Below are 14541 nucleotides of genomic sequence, written 5' to 3'. Positions count from 1 at the left end.
GGATTTCTTTCGCCACATTTGCGGGAAGCGGGGGTGCTGTGTACGCACAGCGCCCCCGCTTCCGTTAGGTGTTCCTACCTGCTCCGTCAGCCGTTGAGCTTGGCTTCGGTCGAGGCGCCGAGGTTCTTGATGACGCCACCGGTGACCTGGTAGACGTAGATCGCGTTCGTCGACGGCTCGCCGTTCTCCTTGAACTTGATCTGCTTCGAGGCACCCTTGAAGTCGATCGTCTTGAGGAACTCGTTGATCTTCTCCGAGGTGGTGTTGCCCGCCTTGACCGCGTTGATGATGGCGGTCGCGGCGTCGTAGCCCTCGGTCGAGTAGATCGCCGGGTCGACGTTGTACGCGGCCTTGTACTTGGTGACGAACTCGTCGCCCGCGCCGGCGTCCTTGATGTTGCAGGGGCAGCCGATGACGGCCTTCTCGGCGGCGGCGGCACCTGCGCCGCTGATCAGCTGGGCGTCGAGCGAACCGTCGCCGGTGGCGAAGGTGGCGGTCACCTGGCTGTCACGCAGCTGCTTGAGCAGACGGCTGCCCTGGGCGTAGTAACCACCGAAGGCGATGACGTCCGGGTTCGCGGCCTTGACCTTCTGCACGGTCGAGGAGTAGTCCGACGCGTCCTTGGCGAACTTGTCGCGCTCGGTCGCGACGTTCTTCTCCTTGAACGTCTTCTCGAAGGCGTCCGCCAGGCCGACGCTGTACTCCTGGTCGTCCGAAATGATGAAGGCCTTCTTCGGCGACTTCGCCGTGATCAGGAAGTTGGCGATGGCCGGGCCCTGGTCGTTGTCGTTCGCGACGACACGGTGCCAGTACTTCCAGCCGTTGGCCGCCAGGCCCGGGCCCGTCGCCGAGGGCGAGACGCTCGGGATCTTGTTCTGCTCCAGCTGCCCGCCGATGGCCTTCGACTCACCGGAGAAGGCAGGGCCGATCAGCGCGGTGATCTTGTCCTGGCCGACGGCGGTCGCGATCAGCGACGTCGCCTGCTCGGGCTTGCCCTGGCTGTCGTACTCCTTCAGTTCCAGCTTGGTAGCCGGATTCGTCTTGTTGTACTCGTCGATAGCGAGCTTGGCGCCGTTGCGGGGCGGGATCACGATCCCGGAGCCCTCACCGGTGAGGTCACCCATGAACCCGATCTTCAGCGTGCTGCTGTCACCGCTGCCGGACGAGCTGCTGCCACCAGCGCAGCCTGCCAGCGCAAGCGACGCAGCCGCCGCGACGGCGAATACCCGTCCAAAACGCACTCCTGACACCGACTACCTCCCATGACCAACCAGCCGCCGGTAGGCGTTGCCCCCGACACAGGGGCTAGGTTAGGGCAGGAAGATATCCCCATACGCCGTCATCTGCACAGGCGCCCATCACTCTGTGTCCACATCGTGACGGTCGAAACCAGAACGAACTGCACGAAAAGGCGAATGTTGCCGGTTGGCGAGCCTTTGCTGGTCACGCTGGGGATTCACCGTTACCACGTCGATCATGCTTGTGGGTAATGATCTTGTTTCGGCCGCGTATCTTGGGTGGCTTCACCACCTTCGTGGGCGGCTGTTCGCCGTAGCGATGTTGCCCTAAAGGGCGTCAACCGTGCCCTCCTTCTCCTATCGGCTTGACAACCGGTGGTTGTCGCGGAGGTCCGATGAGCGCCGCCCTTCATCGGCAAGCGCTTTCCCGAAGGTGGACGCCGAATTCTTTGCATAGGCGTTGCAAATAGGAAAGCCATTCGATCGGACCACCTGATCGAGGGCGTTGGCCCGCCCGCGTCCGGGACAGGATCCGGCCGCCCCGGTCCTCAGGCGCCCGGCGGCCGCTCGCGCACGACACAGGTCAGCCGCGCGGTGCACGAACGACGTCCCTCGTCATCGGTCAGCACGATCTCCGCGGTGATCGTCCCGCGTCCGACGTGCACCGGCGTCGCGACCCCGGTCACCCGGCCGGAGCGGACCGCGCGATGGTGGGTGCACGAGAGTTCGAGGCCCATGGTCGCCTTGTCGGTACCGGCGTTGAGCGCGGCGACCAACGATCCGAGCGCCTCGGCGACGACGGCGTTCGCGCCGCCGTGGAGGAGGCCGTACGGCTGGAGATTGCCCTCTACCGGGATGCTGCCCACGACCCGTTCGGGGCTGAGTTCGCTGATCTCGAGCCCGAGCTTGTCGTTGAGCTGCTGGCCGGCGTAGGCCGGGTCGATCCCGGCGAAGGATTCGAGGGCTTGTTCGGTCACGCAAAGCTCCTTACCATTCGTGAACCCGCGACCGCGTCGCCGGGGCGCACGTTATCGAGTTTTTCTCACGTCCTGCCCAGAGGACGCCCTGTCGCCCCGATCGCGGGGCCTCTGGCCTGGCGGGTTCCTGTGTCGAGAGGGCCGGGCGGCTCCGCCGACAGCCCGCAACGGACACGACAGGCAGGACTGTCAGACCCTCACCCTAGACTCGCTCCCGTGAGCCCGAGTGAGAACACGACCGTTGCCAAAGCCACACCTGCCACCGCACAGGCCGAGCGGCCCAAACTGCTGCTGATCGATGGCCATTCGATGGCGTATCGCGCCTTCTTCGCCCTGCCCGCGGAGAACTTCAAGACGAAGACCGGGCAGACGACCAACGCGGTGTTCGGGTTCACCTCGATGCTCATCAACCTGCTGCGCGACGAGGCGCCGACCCACCTCGCGGTGGCGTTCGACCTCTCCCGCAAGACCTTCCGGTCCGAGACGTTCAAGGAGTACAAGGCCAACCGCAGCGCCACGCCGGACGAGTTCAAGGGCCAGGTCGGGCTGGTCGAGGACGTGCTGAAGGTCCTCGGCATCCCGGCGCTGACCAAGGAGAACTACGAAGCCGACGACATCATCGCCACGCTCACGACACAGGCGACCGCCGAAGGCTTCGACGTCCTCATCTGTACGGGTGACCGTGACGCGCTCCAGCTGGTGACCGACCAGGTCACCGTGCTGTACCCGAAGCGCGGCGTGTCGGAGATGACCCGGTTCACCCCGGAGGCGGTCGAGGAGAAGTACGGCCTCACCCCGGCGCAGTACCCGGACTTCGCCGCGCTGCGTGGCGACCCTTCGGACAACCTGCCCAGCATCCCCGGCGTCGGCGAGAAGACCGCGGCCAAGTGGATCAGGCAGTTCGGGTCCTTCAACGACCTGATCGACCGGGTCGACGAGGTCAAGGGCAAGGTCGGTGACGCGCTGCGCGAGCACCTCGGCGCGGTGATGCTGAACCGCCAGCTCACCGAGCTGATCCGCGACGTCGAGCTGGAGCTCGGCCCGTCCGCGCTCGAACTGCGTCCCTGGGACCGCGAGGCCGTGCACGCGCTCTTCGACGAGCTCGAGTTCCGCGTCCTGCGTGACCGCCTCTTCGCGACCCTGCAGAGCGCCGAACCCGAGGCCGAAGAGGGCTTCGAGGTCAGCGGCGCGAAGCTCGCTCCGGGCGCGCTGAGGGACTGGCTGTCCGCGCACACCGGTCAGGGCGAGCCGGTGGGCATGGCGTTCCGCACCACCGGGGCCTCGGTCCGCTCCGACCTGAAGGCGATCACCTTCGCCGCTCCGGACGGCGAAGGCGCGTACGTCGACGTCACCGCGATGGACGCCGAGGACGACAAGGCGCTCACGGGCTGGCTCGCCGACGAGAAGATCCAGAAGATCGGCCACGAGCTCAAGGTCCCGCTGCACGCCGTCCGTGCGCGCGGCTGGACTCTCGCCGGGCTTGTCATGGACACCGCGCTCGCGGCGTACCTGGTCCGTCCCGGCCAGCGCACCTTCGAGCTCGACGACCTGGTCCTGCGCTACCTGCACCGTGAGCTGCGCTCCGAGGCCGACACCGGTGACGGGCAGCTGTCCCTGCTCGACGGTGGCGCCGAGGACATGGAGCAGAAGGAGATCCAGGCCGAGCTGGTCAAGGCCCGCGCGGTCGCCGAACTGGCGGGCGCGCTGACCAAGGAGCTCGGCGAACTCGGCGGCGCACAGCTGCTCGTCGAGCTGGAACTGCCGCTGCTGCAGGTCATCACCGGTCTCGAAGCGGCGGGGATCGCGGTCGACATCGAACACCTGACGGATCTGGAAGCGCACTACCTCAGCCGGGTCACCCAGGCCGCGGAGGAGGCGTACGCGGTCATCGGCAAGCAGGTCAACCTCGGTTCGCCGAAGCAGCTGCAGGTCATCCTGTTCGACGAGCTCGGCATGCCGAAGACCAAACGCACCAAGACCGGCTACACCACCGACGCCGAGGCGTTGCAGAGCCTGTTCGAGAAGACCGAACACCCGTTCCTGCAGCATCTGCTGGAGCACCGGGACGCGACCCGGTTGCGCACCACGGTCGAGGGCCTGATCAAGGCGGTCGCCGACGACGGCCGCATCCACACCACGCTGCTGCAGACGATCGCCGCCACCGGACGGCTCTCCTCGGTCGACCCGAACCTGCAGAACATCCCGATCCGCACCGAGGAAGGACGCCGCATCCGCGACGCGTTCGTCGTCGGCGACGGGTACGCCGAACTGATGACGGCGGACTACAGCCAGATCGAAATGCGCATCATGGCGCACCTCTCGAAGGACGAAGGACTGATCCAGGCCTTCAACAGCGGCGAGGATCTGCACACTTTCGTGGCGTCGCGCGCGTTCTCGCTGCCGCCGGAGGAGATCACGCCGGAACTGCGGTTCCGGGTCAAGGCGATGTCGTACGGCCTGGCGTACGGGCTTTCGGCGTACGGCCTTTCGCAGCAGCTGCGGATCTCGACCGAAGACGCCAAGGAACAGATGGAGGCGTACTTCTCCCGCTTCGGCGGCGTCCGCGATTACCTCCATTCGGTGGTGGGCGACGCGGCGAAGGTCGGTTACACGGAAACGATCTTCGGCCGCCGCCGCTATCTGCCGGACCTCAACAGCGACAACCGCCAGCGCCGCGAAATGGCCGAGCGGATGGCGCTCAACGCCCCTATCCAGGGCAGTGCGGCCGACATCATCAAGGTCGCCATGCTCAACGTGCACCGCGCGCTGACCGAGGCGAAGCTGAAGAGCCGCGTGCTGCTGCAGGTCCACGACGAACTCGTCCTCGAGGTCGCCGACGGCGAACGCGAGCAGCTGGAAGCCTTGGTGCGCCAGGGAATGGGCTCGGCCTACGAGCTGGCGGTTCCGCTTGAGGTCTCCGTCGGGTACGGCCGGTCTTGGAACGACGCCGCGCACTAGGCGTCGTGAATGGTGATGAGGGTCAGGGCGAACCCTCTCTCAGTTAGCTACTCGTGCAGGGTCGGAGGCAAAGTCTGCATCGTGTAGGTCGGGCACCTCTTCGTCAGGGCGCAGGCCGACGTCTGTGAAGGATTTGGGACGTTGAGTGTCCCAAATCCTTCATGGACGCGGGGTCACACCCGTTGCCAACCTTGATCGGCAGAGGATCAGGGACATGTCCCGAATCCTCCACACTCGAACCCCGCAGGCGTCGGCGATGCCCCATCCGGACCACCAAGAACAGCGCCGATCAGCAGCTCTGCGACTTTGCCGGGGCCCTGGCTACTCGTGGCCTGCGGCCTGGCTCGCGTGTAGTACCTGAAGGCCCCGTTCCTTGCACTAGGCATCGGGGTCCCGGCAAAGTGCGGCTGGCGACCGGTTGTGATCGGCAAGGTCGGAGACGGGGCAACCCGTTCGGCGATGCGGGAATCAGGACACTCACCGTCCCAATTCCCCTCGTCGAACCGCCGTAGGCACCTGAAACACCCCTGTCGTGGCACGGCAGTCGCGTGCTTGAAGCCGGAACACCCGGGTGCGGATCCAGGCACGACTGTTCCGTGTTCGAGCACGCGTGTTACGCCATCGCCCTGCCCGCATCGAGCTGTTCGCGCAGGATGTCGCCGTGCCCCGCGTGCCGGGCGAATTCTTCGATCATGGCGAGCAAGGTCCATCGCAGGCTGATGGTTCCTTCACCGGGGATGTCCTTGGTGTCGTCGAGATCGAAGCGCGCGGCGATCTCCCGTGAGCGTCGGCTCGCGCGTTCGAACTCGGCGATGACGTCGGCGAGGGATTCGTCGTCCTTGACGGCGAACGTGCCCTCGTCCCGGGCCGAGTATCCGTCGCATTCCGCTTCGCCGAGACCGGCCCAGAATCGTTGGAACCAGATCCGTTCGGCGGCCGCGGCGTGTTTGAGCAGGGAGATCGGCGTCGTCAGTGAAGTGACGAGCCGTCGGCGGGCGTCGGCTTCGGAGAGGCCGCGTGCGGTCTCGATCAGGGCTTCGCGGTTGCGATCGAGGGTGTTCTCGAGGACCGTGCGTTCGGTGCCGTCGGTGATTCTGGTGGTACTCAAGGGTTTCACTCCATTTTTTCGCATGGTCGAAGTGGAGAGCGTCGAAGCAATCGAGGGGCGTCTCGACGCGGGCAGAAGTGGACACCGCGGTCGAGGTCGGTCACCGGGAAGATCCGGTGAAGACGCCGCCGTGATCCTATGACGCGTTCGAGAGTGGGGTCAATGAAGAATAACGACGATTAAAACCGTCATTACCACTTGAGGTCGGTAGGGTCTTCTGGGTGACTTCCGAGCGCAGACGCTGGCGGGTGCGGCTGCGCGATCGTCGTGGGCGGATCCTGGGCGCCGGGACCATGCTCGATGACGAACACCTCCTCACCTGCGCTCACGTGATCGAAGGCCACGACGAAATCACCGTGGATTTCGTGGCGCTTCCCGGTGTGGAGCCCGGATTCGCCACGATCGTCGCGCAGGCGGCGCCCATCGGGGACGACGGCGGGGACGTCGCGTTGCTCCGGTTGCGTGACCCGGAGGAACAGGTCGTCGGCGCCCCGCTTCACCGGACGGCTCTCGAAGACGACCAGCGCGTCCGCGCCTACGGCTTCCCTCAGGGATCGGACGGTATGTGGTCGTTGGCGACCGTCGTCGGCGACGGCGGGCACGGTCTCGAGCGTGTCCAGCTCCATCGCACTTCCGACGCCGAGCCGATCACGCACGGATTCAGTGGCGCCGCGGTGGTCGCCGACAAGACCGGGCACGTCGTCGGCATGGTCGCCACCCGGTACGCGACCGAGGCCGCCCGTGTCTCCTGGATGATCCCGGTCGAGACCATGCTCGGCTACCTGCCCGAACTGCGCCGCTGGGCTCAAGGAAGCCCGGCGATCGACCCGAGTTTCGTGCATTACCCGGAGCCCGCCATCGACGTGCCGTTCGCGCGCGAGTTCGCCGGCTGGCTCGGCGGGCATGGCGGCTCGGATGTCTGGGTGATCATCACCGGCGAGGATGATTCCGCCATCGCCGCCTCGTTGCGCCGCGCCGTCGTGCTCGCCGACCGGGAACGCGGCGCGGGGCGGAGCGCGTCCGGGCCGACGGTGCCGCCGGTCGGCAGTGTCGTGCTCGCGGTCGACGCGGTCGGCAAGACCGCCGACGAGGTCCGCCACCGGATCGCCGAGCGGCTCGACGTCGCGGCGGGCCGTCACGGTTCCGGCCGGACGGTCGTCATCTACGGGATCGACGAGTCCGCCGAACCGGAGAAACTCGTCGGCGAGGTCCTGATCCCGTTGGCGCACCGCGTGCACGACCTCGGGCTGCGGCTCGCCCTCGCCTTCCGCGAGGAGAGTTCGCCGATGGTGAGTGAAGTCCGGACGAGCACCAGCGCCTCGCCCACCGACGAGGACGACATCGAGGGCCGCCTCGCCCTGCTGGAGACCCGACTGGCCGAACTCGCCCGGCTGGAGAAGGAAAATCTCGGTGACACGCCCCGCTTCACCGACGCCCCGGACACCCAGGTCAGGGCGCGGCGGCTGAAGGGCGCGGTGACGCAACTGCGTTCGGCGGAGCGGGACGGAGAACCCGAGTGGGTGAAACGGCAGCTGCCCGCCTGCGAGCGGACCGTGGCCAGGGCCGTGGACCGCGCCCGCGATCTGCGCCGCCTCCTCGACGAGAACCTCGCCCGGCGCGCGGAACTTCGCGCCCGGCTCGACGCGTACGGCGAGATGGCCCGTAACAATGGCTTCGTCGAAGACGTCGAACTCGATGCCGCCTACGCTCCCGCCTGGCGGATGCTCTTCGAAGGACCGTGCGACCTCGGGGCCGCGGCGGCCGCCGTCGAGCAGTACGCGAACACCGTACGGAAACGGATCGACGGATGACGGCTTGCGGACGGGACGGCTGCCACGGTGTGCTCGGCAAGACCGGCTTCTGCAAGGTCTGCGGGCTACCGCCCGGAACGCCGGAAGAGCCTGTGCGGCGCGAAAAACCCACACTGGTGATCCCCGGTCCCGGCGAGGCGCCGACCAGGATCACGAGCACGGTCGTCACCCGGTCACAGCAGATGGCCGGCCACGCGACCGCGGACGACCGGGTCCCGCTGCCGCTCGTCGAACTCCCCGACATCGCGGGCCGCCTGCTGACCGAACCGCAGGTCCCGGAGGAGGAACGGTTCTGCGGCAAACTCGGCTGCACCGGCACCCCGGTCGGCCGTTCGATCGGCGGCGGACCCGCGCCGCTCGAAGGATTCTGCCCGGTCTGCCGGACGCCGTTCTCTTTCGTGCCCAAGCTCGCGGCGGGCGACGTGGTCGACGGCCGGTACCACGTGCTCGGCTGCGTCGCCCGCGGCGGGCTCGGTTTCGTCTATCTGGCAACGGATTCCGGTCTCGGCGGCAGATATGTCGCGCTCAAGGGCCTGATCAACACGAACAACACCGCCGCCGTGCGGATCGCGGAGACCGAGAGCCAGGTGCTCACCGCGCTGGAGCATCCGAACATCGTCCGGATCTTCGACGTGGTCGAGCACCACGACCTCCGCTACATCGTCATGGAGTTCGTCGACGGTCTTTCCCTGCGGGAGATCAAGAACCGCGGCCGGGCGGGGCTGGATTCCAGCGAAGGACGGCTGCTGGTCGAGCACGTCGTGGCCTACGGGCGCGAAATCCTGACAGCGCTCGATTACCTGCACGGTGAAGGTCTGCTGTACTGCGACATGAAGCCGGACAACGTGATCCACGGCGAGAAGCGGATCAAGGTCATCGATTTCGGGGCCATCCGCAAGATCTCCGACGACGAGAGCCCGGCCGTCGTGACCGAGCACTACCAGGTGTCGGTGAAGGAACGGGCGAGACACGGGCTCACCGTCCGGTCCGACATCCACACCGTCGGCATGACGTTGCGGGAACTCTTCCAGGCCAGCGACGGCTGGTCGGTCACCCCCGACGCGCGCGGCGTCCGGTTCGGCATCGAATCCTTCGTCCGTGTCCTCGACCGCGCGACCGCCCCGTTCGAGCGGCGGTTCGCGACCGCGCACGAGATGCTCGTCCAGCTCGACGGCGTGCTCGCCGAAATCCTTTCCTTGCGGGACAGGCAATCCCGGCCCGCCGGGTCGACGCTGTTCACCGAGGGGGCGGTCCTCCTCGACGCGGGACTTGGCCAGGCGCCACCGTTGGAGCACTGGACGCGGGGGACACCCGTTTCGCTCGGCGAACGACCGACGGCCGCGGAGATCGCCGTCGGCCTGCCGCTGCCGAAGGAAGATCCGGACGACCCGCAGGTGACCTTCCTGCGGACTGTTCGCGCCCCCGACGCGGCGCGGCTGCTGAAGAAACTCGAAAAGGTCCCGAGTTCGGTCGAAGTCGAGTTCCGCCGCTGCCGGGCGCGGCTGGAACTCGGGGCGACCGTGGAAGGCGCCTTGGCGGTGGCCGAGGCCGAACGGCTGCTCGGTGACCGCGCCGCCCATGACTGGCGCGTGGCGTGGCACCGGGCCCTGCTGGCCCTCGGCTCCGGCGATTTCGCCGCGGCCAAGGAGAAATTCGACGCCGTGTACCGCGACATCCCCGGTGAGGAGCCGCCGAAACTCGCGCTCGGTCTCTGCGAGGAGCACCTCAACGGCGTGGCCGCCGCGGAGCGGTACTACGACGCCTTGTGGGCGCGGGACCGGAACCAGGTCAGCGCGGCGTTCGGGCTCGCCCGGGTCCGGCTGCTGCGGGGAAACCGCGCCGCCGCGGTCGAAATCCTCGACCAGGTCCCGGAATTCTCCCGCTACGACGAGGCGGCGCGGATCGCCGGGGTGCGGGTGCTGTCCGCGCCGATGCCCGGGACCGGGGATCTCCCGGTGTCGGCGGAACTCGACGAGGCGGTGGTCCGGCTCTCCGCCCTGGACCTCGACGGCGACGCGGCCGACCGGCTGGTGACGGCCGTGCGCGAGACCGGGCTGGCCGGGGTGCTCATCGGACAGGACGGGATCACCGACGGCGCGATCCTGCGGGCGGACGAGACGGGCGCGCGCACGGTGCTGGACCGGTCGTACCGGCGGCTCGCCCACCACGCGCCCACGCCCGAACTGCACGACGTGCTGATCGATCTCGCCAATGCGGTGAGACCGGTGACCCTGGTGTGAAAGGGGACGAACGATGAGCGGGGAGCCGAGTCTGGGGCTCGAAGTGCACCAGAACAAGTTCCTGGCCGAGGGGGACCGGGCGATGACCGCGATCGTCCGGGTCGCCTCCCGCGGTGGCGAAACGACCGTCGCCAGGACCGCCGCCGAGGTACTGATGATCGACTGCTCCAGCTCGATGCGCTTCCCCAGCACCAAGATCGGCGAGGCACGGCGTGCCGCCACGGCCGCCATCGACGTCTTTCCCGACGGCGTGCGCTTCGCCGTCATCCAAGGTACCGACCGCGCGAAGCTGATCTACCCGGCCGAGGACGGTCTGGTGACCGCTTCGGATCGGACCCGGGCGGAGGCGCGTGCCGCGGTCGAGCGTCTCGCGGCGGTCGGCGGCACCGCCATGGGCGCCTGGCTGGCGAAGGCCCGTGACCTCTTCGCCGACGAGCCCGACGCCGTCCGCCACGCCATCCTTCTCACCGACGGCCGCAACGACTCGCAGACCAGGGCCGATCTGATGAGCGTGCTGAACAGCTGCGAGGGCCGGTTCGTCTGCGACGCCAGGGGAATCGGCGACGGCTGGGAGCCGGCGGAGCTCATCCAGATCGCCAGGGTGCTGCGCGGGAACGTCGACTCCGTCGTCGAGGACGACGGACTCGCCGAGGATTTCCGGAACCTCGTCGAGAGCGCGATGACCAAGGTGCTGCCCGAGGTCCGGCTGCGCATCGGCACCATGCCGTTCAGCAGGCTGCGGTCGGTCAAGCAGGTGTTCCCGGACGAGTACGACCTCACCGACCGGTGCCAGGAGGTCGCCGTCCGCGAGGTGGAACTCTCACTCGGTTCGTTCGCCGGTGACGAGACACGGGACTACCAGGTGATCCTCGATCTCGATCCGGATCTCGAACCCAGCCACGGACAGGACAGGCAGCTGGCGTGGACGGAACTCGTGCCCGTGCCGGGAGCCACGGTCGAGGAGGACGCGCTGCCCATCGCGGGCCAGTGGACCCACGACCCGGTCCCGCCGACGCTGATTCACCCGATGATTTCGAAGTACGCCGCCCAGGCCGATCTCGGCGAGGCGTTGACCGCGGGCGGCGACGCCTACGCGGCCGGTGACCAGACCGCGGCCGAACGGCATTGGGGCCGGGCGGCCACCTTGGCCGCCGCCGCGGGCGACGAAGACACTCTCGGCCGTCTCGCGGGGGTCGTGGAGATCATCGACGCGAAGAAAGGCGTCGTACGCTTACGCGCCGACGCGACGCGAAGCCACGCTCTGCACGTCGTTATCCCTTCAAGGGTTTCCGAAATCGCTTCCGAGCAGGAAGATCGGCCGATGCCCGAGTCCCGGACCGAGGCGCCGCCGGTCGCCTGCGCCGACTGCCCCGCATTGTCTCCCGCCGGGGCGAACTTCTGCGTCGGCTGTGGCAGACGGTTCGACGAGGTGGTTTCGTGACGGCGACCCGGGTGCGGCTGGTGCGGCTCCGCGCCGGTCTGCTGGCGTTGACCCTCGTCGTCCTGGTGGTGTCGCTGTGGGCTTTCCACAGCGTCCAGAACGCCGCCGAGACGGTCCGTGACCGGACCTCGCAAGCGGTTCTCGAGGTGACCGCCGCGCGGGCGGCGCTGGTGGCCGCCGACGCCGCCGCGGTCGCCAGTTTCGCCTCGGGCGAGGCAAGGCTCGCCGGACCCGGTCAGGAGTATTCGAACCAGCTGGCGCTGGCGAGCCAGAGCCTCGCGCGCGTCGCGGAGTTCAACCAGGCGGGCGAACCCGGCGGCAACGGACTGCAGGTGGTGGAGAGCCAGGTGGCGGCCTATTCGGGTTCCATCGGCCAGGCCGACGTGCATTTCCGCCAGCTGGACGCGGCGGTGCTCGGTGCGGCCGACCTGTGGCATGCCTCGCGGCTGCTGCACGCCCCCGGCGGTGTCCTCGACGAGCTGGAATTGTTGCAGCACAAGCAACGTGAGGCATTGGACGGGCAACTGTCGTCGACCGGCGTCAGCCTCGCGATGCTCCCGCTGTGGCTCCTTCCGATACTGGCTCTGCTGGGGCTGCTGGTGTTCACCCAGCTGTACCTGAAGAAGCGGTTCCGCCGGGTGGCGAACGTGCCGTTGCTCGCGGCGACCCTGCTGATCGCCGCGATCGGGGTGGCGCTGGTGTTCACCGTGGTCAGCCGCGACCGGCTGGACTCGGTCGGAAAGCGGCTCGACGCGGTCGCCGAGGCGCGGGACACGCAGATCCAGGCGGCCGACGACGCGGGCCAGCGACGGCTCGCCGACCTGCTGAGCGAGTACTGCGACAGGGAGCAGGGATGCGGTGTGACCGCCGACGAATTCCGGGCGAAGGCACAGCAGGCGACGACGGTGGCGACGGACAACACGCGGGTGGCCACCGCGGGCGCGAAGGCGGTGGCGGCCGACGCTTCGGGGGCGGCCGAATCCGGCGGGCGGGAGTACCTGATCCCGGCGGGCACCCTGCTCGCGGGCGGACTGGTCCTGCTCGGGTTGCACGGCCGGATCGACGAATACCGGTACCGCCCGTGAAACGGTTACTGGCCTTGGTGATGGCGCTGTCGTTGATCGCGGGCGGCTGCTCCGCGTCGGCCGACAGCGGCACCGTCGTCGTGCTCGGGCCGTGGACCGGCCCCGAGGCGGACGCGTTCGGACAGGTGCTGGTCGCCTTCACGGCGGACACCGGGATCAAGCACGTCTATCAGGGCACCCGCGCGGCCGACCAGGTGCTCGCCGCCGACGTGCAGCGCGGTACGCCGCCGGACGTCGCGGTACTGTCCAGCGCCGGGGTTCTGGCGAAATACCAGAAGACAGGCGATTTGCTGCCTCTGGACGAGGATCTCTCCGCGAGAATGGAAGGCGCGTTCAGTCCGCAGTGGGTCAGCCTGCAGAAGATCGGCACCGAGAAGCTGTACGCGGTCGCGGTGAAGGCCGAGCTCAAGAGCGCGATCTGGTACAACCCGGCCCGGTTGAGCGGAATCCGCCCGACGACGTTCGACGGTCTCCGCACGTTCTCCGCGGGGCTCACGGCCGCGGGTGGCACGCCGTGGTGTGTCGGGATGGGGGCCCCGCCCACGTCGGGCTGGCCGGGAACCGACTGGATCGAGGACATCCTTCTGCACTCGGCGGGACCCGAGAAGTACCGGCAATGGGCGTCTGGCGCGCTGCCGTGGAGGTCGCCGGAGGTCAAGCAGGCGTGGGTCGACTGGGGTTCCCTGGCCGAGCCCGCCGCGATCCGCGGCGGCGACGCGGCCGCCCTGCTGACCGATTTCGGCGACGCGGGCAAGCCGATGTTCACCGATCCGCCGGGCTGCGTGCTCGAACATCAGGCGTCGTTCATCATGAGCCGCTACCAGGCCGTGAAACGCGCCGATGGGACTTCTCCCCAGCCCGGCGCCGACTTCGACTTCCTGCCCTTCCCCGGACGCGAGGTCTCCGAGGTCGCCGCCGACCTCGCCGGCCTGTTCCAGGACAACCCGCGGGCGCGGAAACTCATCCAGTTCCTGGCTTCGGAAAAGGCGCAGCGCATCTGGCCGTCGATCCCGAACGCGAGAGCGTTCTCCGCGAACCGGAAACTCGGTCTCGACGTCTACACCGACCAGGTGAGCCGGAAGGTCGCGGACACGCTCACTTCGGCGCCCGCACTGTGTTACGACGCCTCGGACCTGATGCCCGCCACGATGGCGGGCGCCTTCTACCGCGCCGTCCTCGAATATCTCGGTAACCGCGGCCGGCTGGACATCCTGCTGAAACAACTCGATGACGTCCGATCGAGCATCCAGCAGGGCGAATGGCTGAGAATCCAATGTGGACAGTGAAGGAGTAACGGTGAACGACCTGACGCGGTTCCCGCTCGAAGGCGGCGGTTCGGTGGTCGTCGAGATCGACCCCGTCCCGGGCACCTCCCGGGTCTCCCGGCGCGACGACCTGATCGAGGATGCCAAGGGATCGTTCGAAGCGGCACTGGCGAACGTGCGGGAAGCGGCCGCGTCGGCGCTGGCCACGTTCCGGTCGATGACCACGGGACCGGACGAGGTCGAGATCAAGTTCGGGGTGAAACTGACCGCTCAGGCGGGCGCCGTGATCGCGAAGACCGGGCTGGAGGGGAACTTCGAGGTCAAGCTGAAGTGGGTCCGGGAGCCCGACGTGTCGTGAGTGGCGATTCGGGTTTTAAAACCGCAAGGCACAAAACCACCCCAGTAACGAGCACGCTCA

Annotated in this window: 10 protein-coding genes; 7 read left to right on the top strand and 3 right to left on the bottom strand. The window is 68.0% G+C overall.

Annotated elements, in window-relative coordinates; all coding sequences use genetic code 11:
• Nucleotides 1-86 precede the first annotated feature (86 nt).
• Together ACZ5ZX_RS32785 and ACZ5ZX_RS32780 are read right to left on the bottom strand one after the other, a co-directional pair.
• Nucleotides 87-1241 (bottom strand): branched-chain amino acid ABC transporter substrate-binding protein, encoded by a 1155-nt coding sequence (locus ACZ5ZX_RS32785; protein WP_465505855.1) that lies wholly within the window; start codon nucleotides 1239-1241, stop codon nucleotides 87-89.
• 545 nt (nucleotides 1242-1786) lie between these two features.
• On the bottom strand, nucleotides 1787-2215 hold the full coding sequence (locus ACZ5ZX_RS32780) for a PaaI family thioesterase (RefSeq protein WP_465505854.1): 429 nt from the start codon (nucleotides 2213-2215) through the stop codon (nucleotides 1787-1789).
• A 216-nt stretch (nucleotides 2216-2431) separates the two neighbouring features.
• Here ACZ5ZX_RS32780 and polA point away from each other — a divergent pair, with 216 nt between their 5' ends.
• Nucleotides 2432-5173, top strand: a complete 2742-nt coding sequence (polA, locus tag ACZ5ZX_RS32775) for a DNA polymerase I (RefSeq protein ID WP_465505853.1) — start codon at nucleotides 2432-2434, stop codon at nucleotides 5171-5173.
• Between the two features lie 613 nt (nucleotides 5174-5786).
• Here polA and ACZ5ZX_RS32770 read toward each other — a convergent pair.
• On the bottom strand, nucleotides 5787-6281 hold the full coding sequence (locus ACZ5ZX_RS32770; RefSeq protein ID WP_465505852.1) for a DinB family protein: 495 nt from the start codon (nucleotides 6279-6281) through the stop codon (nucleotides 5787-5789).
• Nucleotides 6282-6502: 221 nt separating this feature from the next.
• Between ACZ5ZX_RS32770 and ACZ5ZX_RS32765 the strand changes: the two genes are divergently transcribed.
• From ACZ5ZX_RS32765 to ACZ5ZX_RS32740, 6 genes are read left to right on the top strand one after another with little or no spacing between them, the layout of a single operon-like run.
• Entirely contained in the window at nucleotides 6503-8092 is a 1590-nt protein-coding gene (locus ACZ5ZX_RS32765) for a S1 family peptidase (protein WP_465505851.1), read from the top strand.
• The gene (locus tag ACZ5ZX_RS32760) at nucleotides 8089-10332 is read left to right on the top strand and encodes a tetratricopeptide repeat protein (RefSeq protein ID WP_465505850.1); all 2244 of its coding nucleotides are present in this window, start codon (nucleotides 8089-8091) and stop codon (nucleotides 10330-10332) included. The genes ACZ5ZX_RS32765 and ACZ5ZX_RS32760 overlap by 4 nt, the downstream gene beginning before the upstream one ends.
• 13 nt (nucleotides 10333-10345) lie before the next feature.
• Complete coding sequence (locus ACZ5ZX_RS32755; RefSeq protein WP_465505849.1) at nucleotides 10346-11773, top strand: vWA domain-containing protein; 1428 nt, start codon at nucleotides 10346-10348, stop codon at nucleotides 11771-11773.
• Nucleotides 11770-12858 (top strand): hypothetical protein, encoded by a 1089-nt coding sequence (locus ACZ5ZX_RS32750; RefSeq protein ID WP_465505848.1) that lies wholly within the window; start codon nucleotides 11770-11772, stop codon nucleotides 12856-12858. The genes ACZ5ZX_RS32755 and ACZ5ZX_RS32750 overlap by 4 nt, the downstream gene beginning before the upstream one ends.
• Nucleotides 12855-14144: an ABC transporter substrate-binding protein gene (locus ACZ5ZX_RS32745; protein ID WP_465505847.1), complete on the top strand. Its 1290-nt coding sequence runs from the start codon at nucleotides 12855-12857 to the stop codon at nucleotides 14142-14144. The genes ACZ5ZX_RS32750 and ACZ5ZX_RS32745 overlap by 4 nt, the downstream gene beginning before the upstream one ends.
• Nucleotides 14145-14154: 10 nt before the next feature.
• Nucleotides 14155-14481, top strand: a complete 327-nt coding sequence (locus ACZ5ZX_RS32740) for a CU044_2847 family protein (protein WP_465505846.1) — start codon at nucleotides 14155-14157, stop codon at nucleotides 14479-14481.
• Nucleotides 14482-14541: the final 60 nt, after the last annotated feature.

Source organism: Amycolatopsis sp. NPDC033938 (genome assembly GCF_055575975.1).
The sequence above is the reverse complement of the archived record's forward strand: the minus strand, read 5'-3'. Positions and strand labels throughout refer to the sequence as shown.